14 protein-coding genes are annotated in these 18,761 nt (G+C 53.3%); 6 read left to right on the forward strand and 8 right to left on the reverse strand.

The features are described 5' to 3' along the window. Positions 1 to 4: 4 nt before the first annotated feature. The 3 genes from HV311_RS11835 to HV311_RS11845 are packed head-to-tail and all read right to left on the reverse strand — an operon-like array spanning position 5 to position 6,454. On the reverse strand, positions 5 to 2,164 hold the full coding sequence (locus tag HV311_RS11835; RefSeq protein WP_151222649.1) for a virulence factor SrfC family protein: 2,160 nt from the start codon (positions 2,162 to 2,164) through the stop codon (positions 5 to 7). Beyond that, entirely contained in the window at positions 2,161 to 5,142 is a 2,982-nt protein-coding gene (locus tag HV311_RS11840; RefSeq protein WP_181599232.1) for a virulence factor SrfB, read from the reverse strand. The genes HV311_RS11835 and HV311_RS11840 overlap by 4 nt, the downstream gene beginning before the upstream one ends. Before the next feature lie 4 nt (positions 5,143 to 5,146). Beyond that, positions 5,147 to 6,454 carry an SrfA family protein gene (locus HV311_RS11845; protein ID WP_191221126.1) on the reverse strand — a complete coding sequence of 436 codons (1,308 nt, stop codon included), beginning with the start codon at positions 6,452 to 6,454 and terminating at the stop codon, positions 5,147 to 5,149. A 282-nt stretch (positions 6,455 to 6,736) separates the two neighbouring features. On the opposite strand from HV311_RS11845, the gene HV311_RS11850 reads away from it, so the two are divergent. Both HV311_RS11850 and HV311_RS11855 read left to right on the forward strand, forming a co-directional pair. Next, on the forward strand, positions 6,737 to 8,335 hold the full coding sequence (locus HV311_RS11850) for an ABC transporter substrate-binding protein (protein ID WP_016156573.1): 1,599 nt from the start codon (positions 6,737 to 6,739) through the stop codon (positions 8,333 to 8,335). Between the two features lie 17 nt (positions 8,336 to 8,352). Next, entirely contained in the window at positions 8,353 to 8,586 is a 234-nt protein-coding gene (locus tag HV311_RS11855; protein ID WP_016153143.1) for a YdcY family protein, read from the forward strand. 66 nt (positions 8,587 to 8,652) lie between these two features. Here HV311_RS11855 and HV311_RS11860 read toward each other — a convergent pair whose 3' ends face one another. Further along, positions 8,653 to 9,102, reverse strand: a complete 450-nt coding sequence (locus tag HV311_RS11860; protein WP_016156572.1) for a DMT family transporter — start codon at positions 9,100 to 9,102, stop codon at positions 8,653 to 8,655. Further along, entirely contained in the window at positions 9,099 to 9,617 is a 519-nt protein-coding gene (locus HV311_RS11865; protein WP_016156571.1) for a GNAT family N-acetyltransferase, read from the reverse strand. The genes HV311_RS11860 and HV311_RS11865 overlap by 4 nt, the downstream gene beginning before the upstream one ends. Positions 9,618 to 9,654: 37 nt before the next feature. Between HV311_RS11865 and HV311_RS11870 the strand changes: the two genes are divergently transcribed. Further along, positions 9,655 to 10,230 (forward strand): helix-turn-helix domain-containing protein, encoded by a 576-nt coding sequence (locus tag HV311_RS11870; RefSeq protein ID WP_046275593.1) that lies wholly within the window; start codon positions 9,655 to 9,657, stop codon positions 10,228 to 10,230. Between the two features lie 58 nt (positions 10,231 to 10,288). After that, positions 10,289 to 11,326 carry an NADP-dependent oxidoreductase gene (locus HV311_RS11875; RefSeq protein ID WP_016156570.1) on the forward strand — a complete coding sequence of 346 codons (1,038 nt, stop codon included), beginning with the start codon at positions 10,289 to 10,291 and terminating at the stop codon, positions 11,324 to 11,326. A 30-nt stretch (positions 11,327 to 11,356) separates the two neighbouring features. Here HV311_RS11875 and pqqU read toward each other — a convergent pair whose 3' ends face one another. Next, positions 11,357 to 13,477, reverse strand: a complete 2,121-nt coding sequence (gene pqqU / locus HV311_RS11880) for a TonB-dependent receptor PqqU (protein ID WP_191221127.1) — start codon at positions 13,475 to 13,477, stop codon at positions 11,357 to 11,359. A gap of 260 nt (positions 13,478 to 13,737) precedes the next feature. Between pqqU and yncE the strand changes: the two genes are divergently transcribed. Both yncE and HV311_RS11890 read left to right on the forward strand, forming a co-directional pair. Next, positions 13,738 to 14,799: a 7-bladed beta-propeller protein YncE gene (yncE, locus tag HV311_RS11885; protein WP_153690361.1), complete on the forward strand. Its 1,062-nt coding sequence runs from the start codon at positions 13,738 to 13,740 to the stop codon at positions 14,797 to 14,799. 136 nt (positions 14,800 to 14,935) lie between these two features. Then, complete coding sequence (locus HV311_RS11890) at positions 14,936 to 15,157, forward strand: YgdI/YgdR family lipoprotein (protein WP_003020157.1); 222 nt, start codon at positions 14,936 to 14,938, stop codon at positions 15,155 to 15,157. A 41-nt stretch (positions 15,158 to 15,198) separates the two neighbouring features. Here the strand turns inward: HV311_RS11890 and ansP are convergent, their stop codons facing one another. Both ansP and HV311_RS11900 read right to left on the reverse strand, forming a co-directional pair. Next, entirely contained in the window at positions 15,199 to 16,641 is a 1,443-nt protein-coding gene (gene ansP / locus HV311_RS11895; protein ID WP_047358134.1) for an L-asparagine permease, read from the reverse strand. Positions 16,642 to 16,899: 258 nt separating this feature from the next. Beyond that, positions 16,900 to 18,441 carry a methyl-accepting chemotaxis protein gene (locus HV311_RS11900; RefSeq protein ID WP_053389793.1) on the reverse strand — a complete coding sequence of 514 codons (1,542 nt, stop codon included), beginning with the start codon at positions 18,439 to 18,441 and terminating at the stop codon, positions 16,900 to 16,902. Positions 18,442 to 18,761: the final 320 nt, after the last annotated feature.

Raw genomic sequence — 18,761 nt, forward strand, 5'->3', positions numbered from 1 at the left:
CGTTTCAGGAGGAAAGCAGGGCATCTAATCGTTTTTTGTCGGCTGCGCAAACATCCTGCGGATGCTGATATCCCACGTTTTCATTGGCGCGGGTATACAAAGCGACCAGCCAGTCGTAAACGTAACGGCTTGCGCCATGCGAAGGTTGTTCATCCAGTTTCGTCAACCGTAACATCGGCTGTTGCGCCGGGGCACTAAAAATAGCCGATCCTTTTTGGATCCTGCTGGCTGGACGCTGTTCCTCTGCCACGCTGGCAAATCCAAGCCAGGTAATAAAATCCCCAATATCGGCGTGAAGCTGCGCGGCGCAGACGTTTTCTCGCTGCATAATGCGCTGTAAGCGTTGCGGCATCTCCAGCCGATAGCTGGTGGTAACGAGGATATCAGCAACCTGCCTTAGCGTACGCGGCTCGAGACGTAATCGGCGCGCATTATTTTCATCGCGACACCACTGGCGCACGTGGTTAACCCACATTTTGTGCGCCTGATACCCGGTCTCTTTGCTTTCCGGCGAGTGCGGTGTGTCACGCACCTCGGCAAACAGGTCAATCTCTTCATTAAATAATCCGCTCACCTGTTCCTCGCGCGGCTGCTGAACACGCAGCAGCGACTCAAAGAGGCGCATCGGTGGGAGCAAACCGTCCAGGAGTTCGCCATGCTTTGCCGCCTGGGCCTGGAGCTGGCGGATCACCGACTCATTGCTACCCGATTCGGTTTCAACGGGATTAATCCAGCCGATCAGGGTTTCGCGTACACGCTGCTGGTGCTGCTCACGCAGGGAGGTCAATCTCGCCTGGCGTTGCTGGGGCGAGGTTGCCTGAGTCAGCCATTCGACGAGGCGTTGTAAGCTGTGTTTATCCAGCGCCTGCAGCGTGCCCCAGTGCAGTCCGGGCTTGCCCATTAATTGCTGCACAGATTCATCAAGATTTTGCTGAGTGCTAAACCGCGCATCCTGCGGAGTAATGGCCCAGACCACTCCCGGCAATGCGGCGTCATGTACGGGCTGAGTGTCGTTAACCCAGCCCAGCAGCTTGCGGGTGATGGCGGGCGTCTGGGAGCGGGTAGATACCGCATTACAGATTAAAAGTACATCCGGTTGCAGATGCTGGCGATAATGTTCCAGCATCCAGCCTAATTTGGCCTGCCACAATGGATGGGGATGAACATCCGGGGCGAGGGGAATATCCAGCAGATCGACATTCTCCAGTACCGCGTCTTCAACCGTCAGGACCAGCTCGCGCGTGAGCAGCGCCAGCGAAGCCTGAGAAAGGCTGACCGCATTGAGCAACTGATCATTTTCTATTGGATGAACCACCACATCGCTTTGCGCCTCATTTCCGTTTAATGCTACCTGAGTCAGGAAACTCTCGGCAGGTAAACCAAAATGGTCAACCAGCAGGCTCAGCGGAGCCGCGAGTTCTTGCGCGCTCCCGGTTTGTTGCAGCGTATGCGCCAGCGCCAACCACTGTTGCGTCAACTCTGGTTGTTCTCCCCACAGTAACGCCCAGGCGTTTGCCCGGGTAGTCAGATCCAGAGCGGGTAGCAGCGTGGCAAACTGATGCCATAGCGCGTCGTCAAATTGCTGCTGTCTGGCCGGTACGCAGGCGCGCCAGAAACGACCAATTGCCGCGACATCATGCGCGGTAATGCCCGGCACCGGATGACGCTGGCGCAACGTTTGCCATTTTTCCAGGCGCGCCTCAATAATCGATTTCTCGACCTGGCGGTTGTCCGCAAGCGCACAGAACTGGGTAATAAATAGCTGTACCAGTTCGGCTTCACTGAGTAGCCGCAGGCGCAACGGCCATTCACCATCGAGCGGATTTTCATCACGCGTAAAGCGGATCGCCATATTGGTTGGCGCATGACCAGGATTAATATGTGAAAAGTAATCAAAGCTGCGATCCGGGGTAACGATATTCACTTTGCCATTGGCGTTGCTGCACAATGCTGTGAGCAGGTGCGCTTTTGCCGATTGCGAATGTCCGTAAAGCCCAACGCATCCTCGCGATGAAAAGGTCGTCTTCAACGCAGATTCATTAACGGCGGCCAGGGTGAGCTGCGCCAACAGGGCATCCGCTTCATCATCAAGACGCGCCGCACGCTGACGGGTATCAGTTACCCACTCGATGGCGGCCTGCGCGGTGTTTAACATCTTACTCATTTCAGGTACACGCTCCCGCTATCAATCCAGTAATGGCTCCCGCTATGGCGACGGTCTGCCAGCGTATTCAGTTTTAACGTTAAGGCATTGGCGGCAACGGGAGTGCCATCCTGTAACCACGCATCGCTCAGTACGAAGAATTCCGGGCCGCTTTCTTTGCTACCACCGCGTAGCTGCAGCCGTACATTCAACACGCCATCTCCGGCGATGGTTTTTGCCAGTTCGGCAGAATTTATGCTGAGCGTATACAGCGGTGTGGCAGGCCAACGGCTGTTGGCCAGTTGGCGGAAACCTAACGTAACGTTGCCGCGCAATGGGAAGTGCAGGCGGGCATCCAGTTTCGCGCCGGGCTTATCCAGATCGATATCGTGATACCAGATGTTCTCATCACGCAGCGTATTGACCGTATTATCCAACACGCCGAGATAACGTACGGTCGAGTAAGCGCCGATATCGGCAGCTTTAAAGTTGAAACGCGGCAAGCGTAGATCCAGCGCCAGGCTACACAACATGGCACCAACTGCTGCGGTGGATTTGGGGTTACCAATCCGCCCTTGTTGGCTGAACGGATACCACTCATGTACGCGGTAGTTATCCATCCAGATCATACGATTAACCGGAACGGGCTGCAGATGGCGGATCAACGCCTGTACGCCCGGTAAACAGGCGGGTCTGCCGGTCACTAATAAAATATCGCAGCGATAGTGTGAAATGGCCTCACAGACCGCGTGCAGTGGGGAGGTCAGGGTAAACTGGCCCGCCAGTAACGCTTCTTGTAACTGCCTGAACTGCACCTGTAACGGCACGCTCAGCACATCAAACGCTGGCGATCCCGCAGGTAACGCATGATCGATAGCCTGCTGGATGTAATTCAGTACGTTGCGCGTTGGTTGCTGGCTCAGGAGTTCGCCAAAGGTGGCATGCAGACCCGCTACCGGATCGTTAATATCACTTTGTTCCCAGGCTGAAAGTACCGCATGACCGAGCGGCATAAAGAGTTGTAACGCCGTTTGTTGACGCAAAATCGCCTGGGTGTCGATGCGCCCGGAATCGCCAAATAGCGTAGCCAGCAATGCGGCGGCGTCGGTCACGCCAGCCTGTTGCAGGCGGGTTTGCAGCGCAGGCAACACGCAACGCTGAATAACGTCCAGCAGCATATCATCGCCCGCAACCTTAAAGCCTTCACGGAACAGCAGATGCGGGGTAATTTTGACGTTTGTACCCACGCCGTCATCAAGCTGGTAATGGACGACGGCCATATCCGTTGTCCCGCCGCCAATGTCGATCGATGCCACGCGCAGCGCACGACCTTTAGTCTCACCAGGCTCCGGCAGACGGTCCGGGCGGGCAAGGGCGTTAAAGAACGATTCGGTGTGACCATCGTAGTGAGAGATAGCTTCGTTATACAGCCACACCAGTTGCCCGCAGCTGGCCTCATCCCATTCCATCTGGATCTCAGGTACGGGAACCACGCTCTTTTCCTGCTGTTTACGGGTGGTGAAGTCTTCATCCTGCGGGTGCCAGCCCATTGCTTTCCAGACCAACGCAATAGCTTCAAACATGCGCAGGCGGAAAATCTCGCGCTCCTGTTTGGGCATCGCCGACGGCAGGGTCAGGATCAGCGTACGCAACTGACGAGGAGATGCCGGGAATCCGAGGCGCAAACGCGTCGCCACGCTGTTAATTTGCCCCAGCGCCTGGGCCAGTATTTCGCACAGCATATGCGTCATCAGCGTACTGCGGCTGTATTGCGGTGAGAATACCGGCAGACGATCATCCTGCGGCAGGCTGAACAGCGGTTGCCCGTCATCGTTCATCAGGTTCATCAGCGGGAAGGCGGTAGCCAGTGGTTCGCGCTGGGTTTTGCCATTCATCTGGCTAAAGCGCCAGTCATGCAACACCGGCGTTTCGTCCCACAGATAACGGCGCGGGCTGGAGATCCCACTGCTGCCTTCAGTGCCCATGCGCTGCATCGCCAGCTTTCGGGCTTCATCGCCAACGCGGACAATCGACGGCCAGATAAAGGCATCATCACGACCGCTCTCCACGGAAAAGTGCTGCTTACCAAAACGTGCTTCGGAAAACTCCAGTCGGCTGGTGAACAACGGATCGTTGAGAAACTGTGGCTCGCTTAACGAACGCACCTGCAATTCGGCTGTCTGGCGCAGTCCGTCATTGGCATCCCCGTGATCTTCAATCAGGACGCCACAGGTATGGGTGTTACCGATATCCAGGATAAGATCAACGGGAATGGCGGGCGTGCTGAGGGTATGCGTGACCAGTTTCACTTCCGGGACGGAAAGCTGCTCGCCTAACAGGGTCAGCACATTCAGCCAGTGCGCCTGATATTCAAAGTTACGCAGCGCCTGCTGGATCTCTTGTTCTGAGCGGTTCTCATGCTGTGTGACATGATGCATAAAGGATTCGCGCAACCAGCCGTCAATCCAGGTCTGGTCGAGGAAATCGGCAATTTCGTTGTCATGCCAGGCCAGCGCAAATCGCGTACCGTTCAGCAGGTCATTTTCGTTGGGGGTTAACGCCGCAGGGGCATTTTCAGTGAGCTGGCTGTCCAGCGCCACGGTGACGCGGTGGGTGTTGCCCGCGCTGTCAGGTTGCCCCAGCTTTCGCACCTGTACGCGCGCCCAGTTGTCCGGGCCTTCAACGAACGTACGCGGCGGATTAAAGCGCAGGAACGGCAGCGGCAGCCAGACACCGTCGAGCACGTCCAGCGAATAATGCAGCTTCTGGGTGCTTTCCGGCTTCACCACTTCGGGCTGACCGCCGGTGCTGCCTGGTAAGGTATAACGTCCGGTTGTCAGATCGAAATCCAGCCGCAGCAGGGGACCGTTTGCCGTTTTGCGCACAAAGCGGCCATGATGCGCAGATTCCTGCGGCGTCAGGCCAAAATCCAGAAATTGCACACCGCTATTGGCGATGAGCGTCACGCTCTGTTTGTAGTCACACAGATTCACCAACATAAAATCAGGCACCTATCTTTTTGATCGTCAGAGGGATTTCCGCGTGATCGTCATAACGTGCGGTACAGGCGGCGACGTCATTGGTTCCCGCTTTGCAGGTAATTTCCGGCATCGGATAACGTGACCCGTCCGTACAACGGGCATTTCCGCGACTCTTAATCATTAATTCACCTGACTGATGCAAACCGGAGAAAATCTCGGCACGACAAACAATATTGTCGCCATGAACCACGCGCGCAGTACCTTTATTGGCCTGTATCTGATAGCGCAGCGACGGCGCTTTACCGCTAACCGGATCTTTAACATCAACCATTACGCGCCAGTTACCGTTGAGAAAACGCGTCGTTCCTGCCTTCATCTGGTTGGCATCCATCACCAGCGCATCTTTCGGAATCGCGGCGATCACGACCGGTCCCTCGACAGGTTTTTCTTTTTTGGCGACCGGAACCACTTCAGCCCGATGCAGCGGCAGTGCAGATGTCAGTTCTGGCAGCGGTGCTATATCTGCCTTAGCGACGTCTGCAGGGGGAACAGCGGGTACGGGCGGGGTGGGCTGTTGCTTCCACAGCAGCGGCCCAACCATGGCTGCAATGATCACCGCGGCAACGGGCAGGCTCCACAACGGCAGGCGGCGTGCGGGTTTCTTCTGTGCGAGCGGCGGCGAGACTTCCGGTTCGTTAACAACGACCGGGGGTTGTGGTTCAGGTTCAGCTGGTTTAGGTAGCTCAACGACTGGAGTCAACAAAGGCGCCTCGGCCTCGGCGAAGGTGATTTGGGCAGTGATTTCTTCTTCCGGCTCAGGCTCCGCTACGGTGACGACCGGAGGAATATCGGCAAGGCGCAGGCAATCGAGCACATCGTCGCGAGGATTTTCATTCAGATTGACGAAACCCCAGAACGTAATAACGGGTTTACCTTCAACCAGAAACACGTGATTCTCACCAGGAAACTGGATGGCTTTTTCCAGCAGTGAGCCAAACAGTTGCAGGGAGGTTTTACCCGATTGCAGACTTTTACGGCTCAGCGCCGCCGCATTTTCCAGCGTGCTCCCCAGATAGCGCAGCGCACGAAAACGGGCCTCTTCATCAGCGGCTTTCCATGCAACGGCTTTCCCTTCAATCGGCGAATACCAGTCAACGCGATCGCCGTTGTCGTTAATTTGTGGGATCGCCAGACAATCCACCATCGCCTGCTGTTTACGCAGGCGAAGCGTTTCACGAATTTGCAATGCTGAATCAAACACGGCCTGACCACCGCCGCCCACGGCCTGATAGTCATCCAAATTGCCGCTGCGCAAGAGAGTTTTTGCCACGTTGTTACCCCTTAGACTTCTTCACGTATCTACTTTACGTTTTATAAAAACGAGCAAACGGTGGAAGAGAGGCAAAAAGGGGCGAATTTTCATGGCATAGAGTGCCGGGAAAAATCTTGACGTTTTGAAAAAGACTTAAGGGAAATTAATTCGCTTAGGGTGATGAATTATTCAGCAAAATACACCGGATTAGAATAACCTGATAGTGATTTGTTATTGGTCAGTTTTTGTCAGCTATGCTCTGATATCCCGGTTAATAATAAAATAAGAAGGCTTATAACCATGATTGCAAGGAAAACGTTACTCGCGCTGGCGCTCAGCGCCGTCTTACCATCAGGCGCGGCGTTCGCGGCCAATACCGACACTCTCATTTACTGCTCAGAAGCGTCGCCAGAGTCATTTAACCCGCAAATCGCCAGTTCCGGTCCATCGTTTGTGGCCAGCTCACAGGTGCTCTACAACCGACTCATCAATTTTGATCCGGTAAAAAATACGCCAGTTCCGTCTCTGGCAACGGACTGGACGATTTCGCCGGACGGTAAGACCTACACTTTTACCCTGCGTCAGGGCGTGAAATTCAACAGTAATAAATTCTTCAAACCAACCCGTGACTTCAACGCTGATGACGTGGTTTTCTCGGTATTACGACAGAAAGATGCCGATCATCCATACCACAAAATTTCTCAGGGAAGCTACGAATACTTCAACGATGTCGGTCTGGATAAACTGATTAAAGAAGTGAAGAAGGTCGATGATTATCACGTTCAGTTTATCCTTAATGAACCTAACGCCGCGTTTCTTGCCGACTGGGGAATGGATTTTGCCTCCATCCTCTCTGCGGAATATGCCGACGTGATGCTGAAAAAAGGCACCCCGGAAAACGTCGATAACTGGCCAATTGGCACCGGGCCATACGTGTTGCAGCAGTACAAGCAGGATTCCCAAATCCGCTATCTCGCCAACCCCAACTACTGGGACGGCGCCGTCCCCACGAAGCACCTAATCTTCTCAATCACGCCAAACGTTCAGACCCGATTGGCGAAACTGCAAACCAATGAATGCCAGATAATTCCGGCACCTGCGCCCGTACAGTTTGATGAGATTAAGAAGAATAAAGATTTGACGCTGCATTCGGTTGAAGCGCTGAACGTCGGGTATCTGGCGTTTAATACCGAGAAAAAACCGTTTGATAACGTGCTGGTGCGTCAGGCGCTTAACTACGCGACAGACAAAAAGGCCATTATTAACGCCGTCTTTTTAGGTTCCGGTACGGTGGCAAAATCGCCAATTCCGCCGAATATGTTGGGGTTCAATAAAGATCTGCAGGATTACGCTTACGACCCGCAAAAAGCGAAAGATCTGCTGAAACAGGCGGGACTTGAAAACGGCTTTGAAGCGACGCTGTGGTCAATGCCGGTTCAGCGCCCATACAACCCGAACTCCCGACGGATTGCCGAGATGATCCAAAGCGACTGGGCGAAGGTTGGCGTGAAGGCGAAAATTGTGTCGTACGAGTGGGGCGAATATCTCTCCGGAATGCGTAAAGGTGAGCATGACACCGCGTTGTTCGGTTGGATGTCAGACAACGGCGATCCGGACAACTTCGCCGATGTACTGCTGGGCTGTGACAGCATTAAAACCGGATCTAACGCCGCGCGCTGGTGCGATAAAGAGTATAATTCGCTGGTTCAAAAGGCGAAACTGGTGAGTAAACCGGAAGAACGCGCCGCGCTTTACCAGCAGTCGCAAGAAATTTTCTACCAGCAGGCTCCGTGGATTGCGTTGGCAAACGGGAAAACGTTTTACGCGACGCGCAGCAACGTCAGCGGATACAGCGTTAGCCTGATGGGCAGCGATTTTTCAAAAGCAAAATTAAATTAATGAGTTAAGGAGAGGTTATGTCGCATCTGGATGAGGTCAGCGCACGTGTTGATGCCGCCATTGAAGAGAGCGTCATTACGCATATGAATGAATTGCTGATTGAACTCAGCGATGATGTCGTGCTGAGCCGGGAAGAACGTTACACCCAGCAACAGCGTTTGCGTACGGCTATCGCACATCATGGCCGTCAGCATAAAGAGGATATGGAAACCCGTCGCGAACAGTTGACCAAAGGCGGCACAATCCTTTAATTCGTTGTGGTCAGATGGCGAAGTAACACCTTATCCGGCCTGCATGTTCAGGCCGGATAAGCGCAATTAAAACGAACGTCTCGCCACCAGCCAGGCCCCAACAACCAGCAGCACCGCGCCGCAGACCGGCCCCACCAACGCCCGCAGCGGTACGCCATGACTGCGCAGAATATCCAGCACCAGTCCGCCGATTAACTGGCTGGCCACCAGCACCGCGATAGTGGTTGCAGCGCCCACATTTTGGTATCCACTGATGCTGGCAAAAACAAAGAACGATCCCAGCAAGCCAGGGATTAGCGTCCACCAGCGCACGCTGGAAACCAGTTCCCCAAACCCCGCCATACCTTGCTTAAACCACAGTATGCTGACAAACAGCACGATCCCGACCAGCGAGTTAAGTAACATGGCGATGAGGATCGTCGAGGACGTCTGCGTGATGCGTACCATCAAGGTATTTTGCACCACCAGACCAATACCTGCGGCAATCAGAAAGGAGAGGGTTAGCGTCTGGTTCATCTGCTGGCATCCGGTTCGCGGCGATCGTCTAACTGCAACTGCATAAAAGTCAGATCCAGCCAGCGCCCAAATTTAGTGCCAACCTGTGGCATTTGCGCGGTGGTTTTAAAACCCAGCGTGCTGTGCAGATGCAGCGACGCCTGATTCTGAGACTCAATGCCCGCAACCATCACATGCTTGCCGCACGCGCGGGCTTCTTCTATCAGTCTGCTGAGCAGCGCTCGTCCCAGGCCTTTACCCTGATGAGCAGGATGGACATATACCGAATGTTCAACGGTATGACGGAATCCATCAAAGTTACGCCAGTCGCCAAAGGAGGCGTACCCTGTAATCACGCCATTCTCTTCACTCACCAGCACCGGATAGCCCATCAACTGGCGGGCTTGATACCATGAGATACGGTTTTCGGCATCGACCGTTTGATCGTTCCAGATAGCCGCCGTATGCAGTACCGCGTGGTTGTAGATTTCTGCAATGGCGGCACAGTCTTCTTTGCTGGCAAATCGAATGGACATGTTGAACCTCAGGGATTGTTCACTATAGTATTACAATATGAATACTATTGAAGACAGCATAAATCAACGGATCGGTGCAAGAATTCGCATTGAGCGGGAGTCTCGCGGGTGGTCTCTCACGGAACTCGCTGAACGCGCAGGCGTGTCGCGGGCGATGATCCATAAAATAGAGCGCGGTGAGAGCAGCCCTACGGCCACGCTGCTGGGCAGGCTCTCCGGTGCCTTTGGTATCAGCATGTCTATGCTGATGGCGCGGGCCGAAATGCAGGAGGGCAAGCTGCTGCGCTTCGCTGATCAGCCTGTCTGGCACGACCCGCAAAGCCACTATCTGCGCCGCCACGTTTCACCGCGCAGCGATCTGCCTATTGATCTGGTGCAGATAGAATTGCCTGCCGGAAGCGATATCCCGATGCCAGCCTCTTCCTACGTGCAGGCAAGACAACTTATCTGGCTACAGCAGGGGGAATTGGTCTTTGTGGAAGGGGACGTGCGTCATGAAATGCGGGCTGGCGATTGCCTGGAGCTTGGCCCACCGAATGATTGTCGGTTTATCAATGAAACCGCACACCCCTGCGTTTACCTGGTTGTGCGGTTAAATCATGTCGTCAGCTAACTGGCGGACACAGGCTGCTACTATTGATGGAATCATGCCAAAAGCAGAGGAGCACATCATGGGTCAACAGACTAATCGCAATCGCCGCTGGGTACTGGCTTCCCGCCCGCATGGCGCGCCGGTCCCGGAAAACTTCCGTCTTGAAGACGATGAGGTGGCAACGCCGGGTGAAGGCCAGGTTTTGCTGCGCACCATTTTTCTTTCCCTCGATCCCTACATGCGTGGACGCATGAGCGATGAGCCGTCTTACTCCCCGCCGGTAGAGATTGGCGGCGTGATGGTTGGCGGGACCGTGAGTCGCGTGGTGTCCTCCAACCATCCTGATTACCAGCCTGGCGAGTGGGTGCTGAGCTACAGCGGCTGGCAGGACTATGACATCTCCGACGGTAACGGGCTGGTGAAGCTTGGCGATAATCCCGAACATCCCTCCTGGGCGCTGGGAGTGATGGGGATGCCAGGATTTACTGCTTATATGGGGCTGCTGGATATCGGTCAGCCAAAAGCGGGGGAAACGCTGGTTGTGGCCGCCGCCACCGGCCCGGTTGGCGCAACGGTAGGGCAGATTGGTAAGCTCAAAGGCTGCCGGGTGATCGGGGTTGCAGGCGGGGCAGAGAAATGCCGACATGCCACCGAGGTCTTGGGCTTTGATGTCTGCCTCGATCACCACGCACAAGATTTTGCGCAACAGCTGGCAAAAGCCTGTCCGCAGGGGATCGATATTTACTACGAAAACGTCGGCGGCAAGGTATTTGACGCCGTTCTGCCATTACTCAATACCTCTGCGCGCATTCCGCTGTGCGGACTGGTCAGCGGTTACAACGCCACATCGCTTCCAGGCGGACCCGATAGATTACCTTTGCTGATGGCAACGCTACTGAAAAAGCGTATCCGGATGCAGGGCTTTATCATTGGTCAGGATTATGGTCACCGCATTCAGGAGTTTCAGCGGGAGATGGGGCGCTGGGTTAAAGAGGGCAAAATCCATTACCGCGAGCAAATCACCGACGGTCTGGAAAATGCGCCGCAGACCTTTATCGGCCTGCTGACCGGCAAAAACTTCGGTAAAGTGGTGATTCGTCTTGCAGACGATGCGTAAAACGGATGGCGGGAGTCATTCCCGCCAGTGTTACTCAAAACGCCAGGCCAGATTAATTCCTACGCCATAGTTTCGTCCTGGCGCCGGTTCGTAATATCGACCATTTGCCTCATTCACTATCACCGAACCGACGTAGGACTTATCAAACAGATTATCCACCCGACCGAACAGGTCGAACATCAGACTGCGGTAATAAAATTTATAGCCGGTATTTAAACCCACTACGGTATAGGACGGGGCTTGCGCCGTATTTTCATCATTGGCCATAATGTTGCTCATATAACGAACATCAGTTCCCGCATACCAACCTTCATCAGGCACGTAGCCCAGCGAAGCAAATCCCATGTTTTGCGCAATGCCAGGCAGGCGGTTGCCGTTGCAGTTTTGATCGCCACAGACGTTGCTGCGGTAGGTCGCATCCAGCCAGGTCCATGCAGCTTTTACGCGCCAGCTTGCGGCAAAGCGTTGGTCCCAGGATAACTCACCTCCCTGACGGCGGGTTTTTCCAGCGTTTTTGTAGGTTGTCCGCCCGCCGCTACTGCTGTCAACCACGATCTCGTCATCGGTATCGGTCTGGAATAGCGCTGCGGTAAACAGCCCATCGCCGATACGCGTTTTACTGCCGATTTCCACGGTATCGTTTGTGGAAGGCTGTAGGTCAAAATTCATCCCACTTTGGCCGTCGGAGCGGTAAGACAACTCGTTGATGGTGGGCGTTTCGAACCCACGTCCCGCGGCCAGGTAGACGTTCCAGGCATCGGTGATGGCGTATTTTAACGATCCGGCAGGTAACCACTGGTGATAGCTGGCGTCACCGCTGTCATCTCCGTTACCAGACGCAATATAGCGATCGTTAGAATCAAACCACACCGAACTGTAGCGAACCCCGGCATCCAGCGAGAGTTTCTGCGTTAATTGCCACTGGGTTTGCAGATAGGGATCGATATTCCACATCAGGTTACGTTCGTTACGTCGTAAGTCGCCTTTCTGACCATATTCTGGCACGCCATCATCAAGGCGAAAGTTGTTGTAGCCTTTACGGTTCTCGCTCATGTTTTCGTAATTCAGACCGGTGGTGAAGGTCACGGGTACGCCCAGCTCGCCACGGTGAGTCCAGCGGTTATCTATCCCCTGATAATGACGTTGCAGGGTAATAACGCCTCCGGCATGAGACGGTTTTAACTGTGGGGCCATCGGGATTGACTGATACTGAGTGGTTTCACGCTCGCCTGCATAAGTCATGATGCTGATATCATCCTTCGCGCTAAGCTGGCGTTCATAGCGCAACCCCGCCTGGGTCTGCTTGATGGTTTTTCGCGTGTTGTATTGCTCAGCGCGGGGAGATTGCTGCGGATTGGCCTGCCACTCCGACTCGGTAAGACCACCAGGATCGTCAGCTTTACTCTCTACGCTATTGAAAATCAGGGTTAGTTTGCTCGTATCGTCCATGCGCACGCCCAGTTTGGCATTGGCCAGATTTTTTTGTGCGCTGCTGCGATCGCGATAACCATGGGTGGTAAACCGGGTTGTTGAAATGGTGTAATCCACATCCCCTCGCTGTGTGCCATCGCCCAGTGCGCCCGTTGCTTTTAACCCGTAGCGCCAACTGCCAAAACTGCCGTAATAACTGCTGGCTTCAATGGTTGGCGGCTCATGTCCCGTTTCAGTGCTGACATTCATCACTCCACCAGACGCATTGCCATACAGAGCAGAGAAGGGGCCGCGTAAAACCTCAATATTTTGTACGCTGCTGATATCAATATTGGATGTTTGACCCTGCCCATCCGGCATGGTTGCCGGGATCCCGTCGACATACAAACGAATGCCGCGGATGCCATAAGTGGTTCGCGAACCAAATCCGCGAATCGACAACTGGAGATCCTGGGCGTAGTTCTGCCGATTTTGCACCTGTAGCCCAGGGACGCTGGTCAGGGATTCAGACAGGTTAATTCGCGGCGTTGCCAGACGCATATCTTCTCCGTCAACGACGCTGACGGCGGCAGGGGTGTCCAGTTCAGAAACGGACTGTGGTGTCGCGCTAACGATCAGCGTTTGATCGTTTATCTCACTTTCTGCCACGGCATAAGGCGAGAGGAAGACAGGCAGTAAAGAAACAGGAAGTGCAGTGTAGCGGGATGCAAAAATCGTCATGAACAAGGCCAGTTAATGATGCTTACGCCGTAAAACCGGCGATAAGCGCGTGAATTTTTTTATAAAAGATGAATTTTAGCGCTGCTGAATTGCGCTAATTTTTCGGGCAATGACAACGATTGTAGTCAATATGTGAAGAAGTGCTCCACTTTGAGATGAATAATGATTACTATTCTCATTCTTAAAAAGGGCAAAACCATGATTTTGCTCATTGAAGCTATGTGAAGCAGTAACAAACGAATTTATCAAAGGGAGTCGTCATGTCTTTACGTCATCTGTTTTCGCCGCGTCTGCGTGGTTCTTTACTGTTAGGTTCACTGCTCGTTGCATCATCTTTTACTACGCAGGCTGCAGAAGAACTGCTGCGCAAAGCCGTGGGCAAAGGCGCCTATGAAATGGCGTACAGCCAGCAAGAGAACGCGCTGTGGCTGGCGACCTCGCAGAGCCGCAAACTGGATACCGGCGGGGTGGTTTACCGTCTTGACCCGGTCACCCTCGAAGTGACTCAGGTTATTCATAACGATCTCAAACCGTTTGGCGCCGCCATCAACAACGCCACGCAAACGCTGTGGTTCGGCAACACAGTAAACAGCGCGGTGACGGCAATGGATGCTAAAACGGGCGCGGTGAAAGGACGTCTGGTGCTGGATGCGCGTAAGCGTTCTGAAGACGTTCGCCCGCTGCAGCCGCGTGAGCTGGTCGCCGATGACGCCACCAACACGGTATACATTAGCGGTATTGGTAAAGAGAGCGTGATTTGGGTGGTGGACGGTGATGCCATTAAATTGAAGGACACCATTCAAAATACCGGCAAAATGAGCACCGCTCTGGCTGTCGACAGCAAGGCTAAACGCCTGTACACCGCCAATGCGGACGGTGAATTCATCACTATCGATACCACCACCAACAAAATTCTCAGCCGTAAAAAGCTGCTGGATGATGGAAAAGAGCATTTCTTCATCAACCTGAGTCTGGACACGGCGGGCAACCGCGCCTTTGTCACCGACTCTAAAGCGGCGGAAGTGCTGGTAATCGACACCCGTAATGGCAACGTCCTGGCAAAAGTCGCCGCGCCGGAATCCCTGGCCGTGCTGTTTAACCCGGCGCGTAACGAGGCCTACGTGACCCATCGTCAGGCCGGCAAAGTGAGCGTGATCGACGCGAAAAGCTATAAAGTCGTTAAAACGTTCGAGACCCCAACATTCCCGAATAGCCTGGCGCTCTCCGCCGACGGTAAAACCCTGTACGTGAGCGTGAAACAGAAGTCCACCCGCGAGCAGGAAGCCACCCAGCCGGACGATGTTATTCGTATTGCGCTGTAATTAACCGGAGGGGGAAACCCCTCCTGTCACTTCTCTAAATCCCCCGATACGCCTCGTTACACCCGGCCAGTAGCCTGACCTACTTCAGGGACTTACACTACGCCCTCAACGGCTAACTGAATAACACGGGAATACTATGAAAAAGCCATTTATCTGTCTTTGTGCAGGCGTAATGCTGTTTACATTGGCAGGATGCACCACCGATTACGTCATGACGACCAAAAGCGGACAAACCATCACCACCCAGGGTAAGCCAAAACTGGATAAAGACACGGGAATGACCAGTTATACCGATCAGGATGGGAATGCGCGGGAAATTAACAGCAACGACGTAGCGCAGTTGATTGAAGCGAACTAAAAAAGAAGGCCTGAAGGATTAACCTGTCAGGCCTTCTGCCGTTATGGCGCGGTGCGGTGGATCTCTGCAACACGTTTACGCACGCCGAACCAGCCCGCGACCAGTAGGATGGCAATCAGCGGTAATGACGCGATGGTATAGGTGCCGTTTGGATAGTCAAACGCCATCAATACCAGTACGCTCACCAGGAACAGCAGCGTTAACCACGAGGTAAACGGTGCGCCCGGCAGTTTAAAGCTGACGTCTGCCGTTTTACCTTCTTTTATGGCCCGGCGCAGACGCATCTGACAGACCATGATAAATCCCCACGACGCAATAATACCCAGTGACGCGAAGTTCAACACGATCTCAAACACCTGTGACGGCACCAGATAGTTCAGGAATACCCCGACAACATACACGACCAGCGTGGCGAGGATCCCGGCCCACGGCACCTGTTGACGGCTCATTTTAGCCATGAATTTCGGTGCCGAACCGCCCATCGACATGGAGCGTAAAATACGCCCGGTACAGTACAACCCTGAGTTAAGGCTGGAAAGCGCCGCGGTGAGCACCACAATATTCATGATACTGCCAATGTACGGCACGCCCAGTTTGGAAAAGAAGGTCACAAACGGGCTTTGCCCCGCCTGATAGGCGTTCCAGGGCAGTAGCAGAACCAGCAGCACGACAGAACCCACATAGAACAGACCAATACGCCAGATAACGCTATTGATTGCTTTCGGCACCATCGTTTGCGGATCTTTGCACTCACCGGCGGCGGTACCCACCAGTTCAATAGAGGCAAAGGCGAAAACAACACCCTGTACCAGTACCAGCGCAGGCAGCAGGCCATGCGGGAAGAAGCCGCCGTTGTCGGTAATCAGGTGAAAACCCGTGGCGTTACCATCCAGCGGCTTTCCGGTACCTAAAAAAACGGTACCTACCACCAGGAAAATCACAATTGCCAGTACCTTAACCAGCGCAAACCAAAACTCCATCTCCGCGAACCACTTCACGCCGATCATGTTCATGGTGCCGACAATAGCCAGCGCGCCGAGGGCGAACACCCACTGCGGCACGTCGCCAAATGCGCCCCAGTAGTGCATATACAACGCCACCGCGGTGATATCGACAATGCCGGTCATCGCCCAGTTGATGAAGTACATCCAGCCAGCCACATAGGCGGCTTTCTCACCTAAAAATTCACGGGCGTAGGAAACGAAGCTACCGCTGGAAGGGCGATGTAAAACCAGTTCGCCGAGCGCGCGCAGTATAAAGAACGAAAAAATACCGCATACCAGATAGACCAGCGCCAAAGCCGGGCCGGCCATCTGCAGGCGTGCGCCTGCCCCTAAAAACAACCCGGTACCAATTGCGCCGCCAATGGCGATCATTTGTACCTGTCGATTGCCCATCGCTTTGTGATACCCCTCTTCGTGAGCATTCAACCAGCGTCGTTTCGCCGCATGTTGTTCCGCGGCTTGCGTGTTGTTTGTGTTCATTACGATTCCTGTTGACCTGACAAAAATACAACATCCTTTTTGCCGCACCTGCTGCGGCGAAAACAGCCTTACCCTTCATTGTGTTACGGGGGAAAACTGCCGGCCGAGCATCCTACATTCAATTGATTGGTTCCGCAAAGCCCCGGTAACAAGAATTCAGCATTTTTATGCAGCCGGTACTGGCGCGGTGTGGCCTCGATTCAGCCAATAAAAGAGGAGTGCGCTTATCGAGGCATTCACCCAATAAGCGCCGTAACGTTATGCCGATACGCCAAAGACCTGAACGGCCTGCTGTAAGCGTGATGAACGCTGGGTCAGATCGGCGGTGGCGTCGGTGACGCGCTCCACCATCTCGGCATTATTGTGTGTCATGGTGCCAACGCGTGAAATTGAATCGTTAATCAGATCCAAAGCCTGGGTTTGCTCACGCGTGGCCAGACTAATGTCTTTGATCATCATCGACATCTGCAGTACATCCCCAATCATCCCGGTGAGATGCGTTTCCGTTTGTTCCACCATTTTGACGCCGCTATTAACATTGGCGACGTTCTTCTCAATAAGCTGTTTGATCTCTTTTGCCGCAGACGCCGAGTGTTGGGCCAGATTGCGGACTTCTGCCGCAACAACGGCGAAGCCACGCCCGGATTCCCCGGCTCGCGCGGCCTCAACCGCGGCATTAAGCGCCAGAATATTGGTCTGAAAGGCGATGCTGTCGATCACGCCAATGATGTCAACGATCTGCCCGTTGTCACGCGATATCGCCTGCATCATGGCGATAGTTTGTTTCATGATATCGCCGCCTTCTGCAGCGTTGGCGCTGGTTTTATCGGCCATGGTCATGGTATGTGCCGCCGTCTCAGCGGTTTGTTGTACCGCGCTACCAATTTCTTCAATGGCCGCAGCGGTTTGTTGCAGGTCGGCAGAGGTTTCTTCTGAACGCTGGTGCAGCGCCGTACCTTCTTTTGACACCCGCTGACTGATAGCGCGAATACCGGAAATTTGCGTACTGACGTCATCGACCAGAGAATTCAGATTAAGCCCGGACTGATTAACCAGTCGCATTAGCATTCCGATCTCATCCACCCGATTTAAATGACAGTTATCAGGTTTACGTCCGGACACCACTTTCTTCATTTGCGTCAGAAGCGTATTAACTGGCTGACAAATTTGATACTTAAGGTAAATAGCCAGCGCCAGAAATAACACCAGCAAGCCACCCGACTGAATAAATGGATTAAACGGGGCGAAGATAAATAGCAAAGCGAGCAGGGCCGTCACCCCTAAAGAATAATTGACGCGCTGGCTGATATTCAGCCATTTAAACATGGAAGTCCATGCCAATAAGCCGCGACGAATGATAATCCCTTTAAAAAGTCGAAAGCCTTTAAACTGCTGACTATTCATTTTTTGGTATAAACTTTCGCTGTGAGTTATTTCATCACGCGAAGGAACGGTACGCACAGAGATGTAACCGGTGAGTTTTTCATTGTGCCAGACCGGCGTAACGTTGGCGCGAACCCAGTAATGGTCACCATTTTGGCGGCGGTTTTTCACCATACCCGTCCAGCTGTCTCCCTGCTGTAGCGTGTACCACATATCGGCGAATGCAGCGGGAGGCATGTCAGGATGGCGAATAATATTATGCGCTTCGCCCATTAATTGATCTTCGTTAAATCCGCTGGCATCGATAAAAGCAGAGTTAGCGTAGGTAATATGACTTTCTTTATCCGTCGTTGAAAGCAGCGTCGCTTTGTCGTTAAGTGCGTGCTCAATTTGTGTAACGGGCATGTTACTTTTCATAGAGGCCCCATAATGATATGTATAATCCATACAAAAATCCCCGCAATAAAATCGGGAGGAATATTAAAAAGCCGTTTTAAACCGTTTTAATAAGAAACGCTGCATTCTCTACTAATAATCATTTCTGTGGAAGTGTTTAAATTAAAAAATCTCTGTGGAATATTCATTCAGGGTCATAAAACTGAAACATTTTATACAACCGCATAACGTTTTAAGTCATTTAACCTGACTTAACGTAAATCGCGTTAAAAAACGTTTTCGCAAAAAGAAAACTGGCATGAAATGATTTGGATGTTATTCCCGTGAGACCAACGACCCTA

This window comes from Citrobacter sp. RHBSTW-00881 (genome assembly GCF_013728515.1).
Lineage (GTDB): Bacteria > Pseudomonadota > Gammaproteobacteria > Enterobacterales > Enterobacteriaceae > Citrobacter > Citrobacter braakii.

Excerpts from the sequence above, each read along its gene's own strand:
- HV311_RS11850 (WP_016156573.1), top strand. The coding sequence starts at position 6,737 with ATGATTGCAAGGAAAACGTTACTCGCGCTGGCGCTCAGCGCCGTCTTA.
- HV311_RS11875 (WP_016156570.1), top strand. The coding sequence starts at position 10,289 with ATGGGTCAACAGACTAATCGCAATCGCCGCTGGGTACTGGCTTCCCGC.
- HV311_RS11870 (WP_046275593.1), top strand. The coding sequence starts at position 9,655 with ATGAATACTATTGAAGACAGCATAAATCAACGGATCGGTGCAAGAATT.
- HV311_RS11900 (WP_053389793.1), bottom strand. The coding sequence starts at position 18,441 with ATGAAAAGTAACATGCCCGTTACACAAATTGAGCACGCACTTAACGAC.
- ansP (WP_047358134.1), bottom strand. The coding sequence starts at position 16,641 with ATGAACACAAACAACACGCAAGCCGCGGAACAACATGCGGCGAAACGA.
- HV311_RS11865 (WP_016156571.1), bottom strand. The coding sequence starts at position 9,617 with ATGTCCATTCGATTTGCCAGCAAAGAAGACTGTGCCGCCATTGCAGAA.
- HV311_RS11855 (WP_016153143.1), top strand. The coding sequence starts at position 8,353 with ATGTCGCATCTGGATGAGGTCAGCGCACGTGTTGATGCCGCCATTGAA.
- yncE (WP_153690361.1), top strand. The coding sequence starts at position 13,738 with ATGTCTTTACGTCATCTGTTTTCGCCGCGTCTGCGTGGTTCTTTACTG.
- pqqU (WP_191221127.1), bottom strand. The coding sequence starts at position 13,477 with ATGACGATTTTTGCATCCCGCTACACTGCACTTCCTGTTTCTTTACTG.
- HV311_RS11840 (WP_181599232.1), bottom strand. The coding sequence starts at position 5,142 with ATGTTGGTGAATCTGTGTGACTACAAACAGAGCGTGACGCTCATCGCC.
- HV311_RS11835 (WP_151222649.1), bottom strand. The coding sequence starts at position 2,164 with ATGAGTAAGATGTTAAACACCGCGCAGGCCGCCATCGAGTGGGTAACT.
- HV311_RS11860 (WP_016156572.1), bottom strand. The coding sequence starts at position 9,102 with ATGAACCAGACGCTAACCCTCTCCTTTCTGATTGCCGCAGGTATTGGT.
- HV311_RS11890 (WP_003020157.1), top strand. The coding sequence starts at position 14,936 with ATGAAAAAGCCATTTATCTGTCTTTGTGCAGGCGTAATGCTGTTTACA.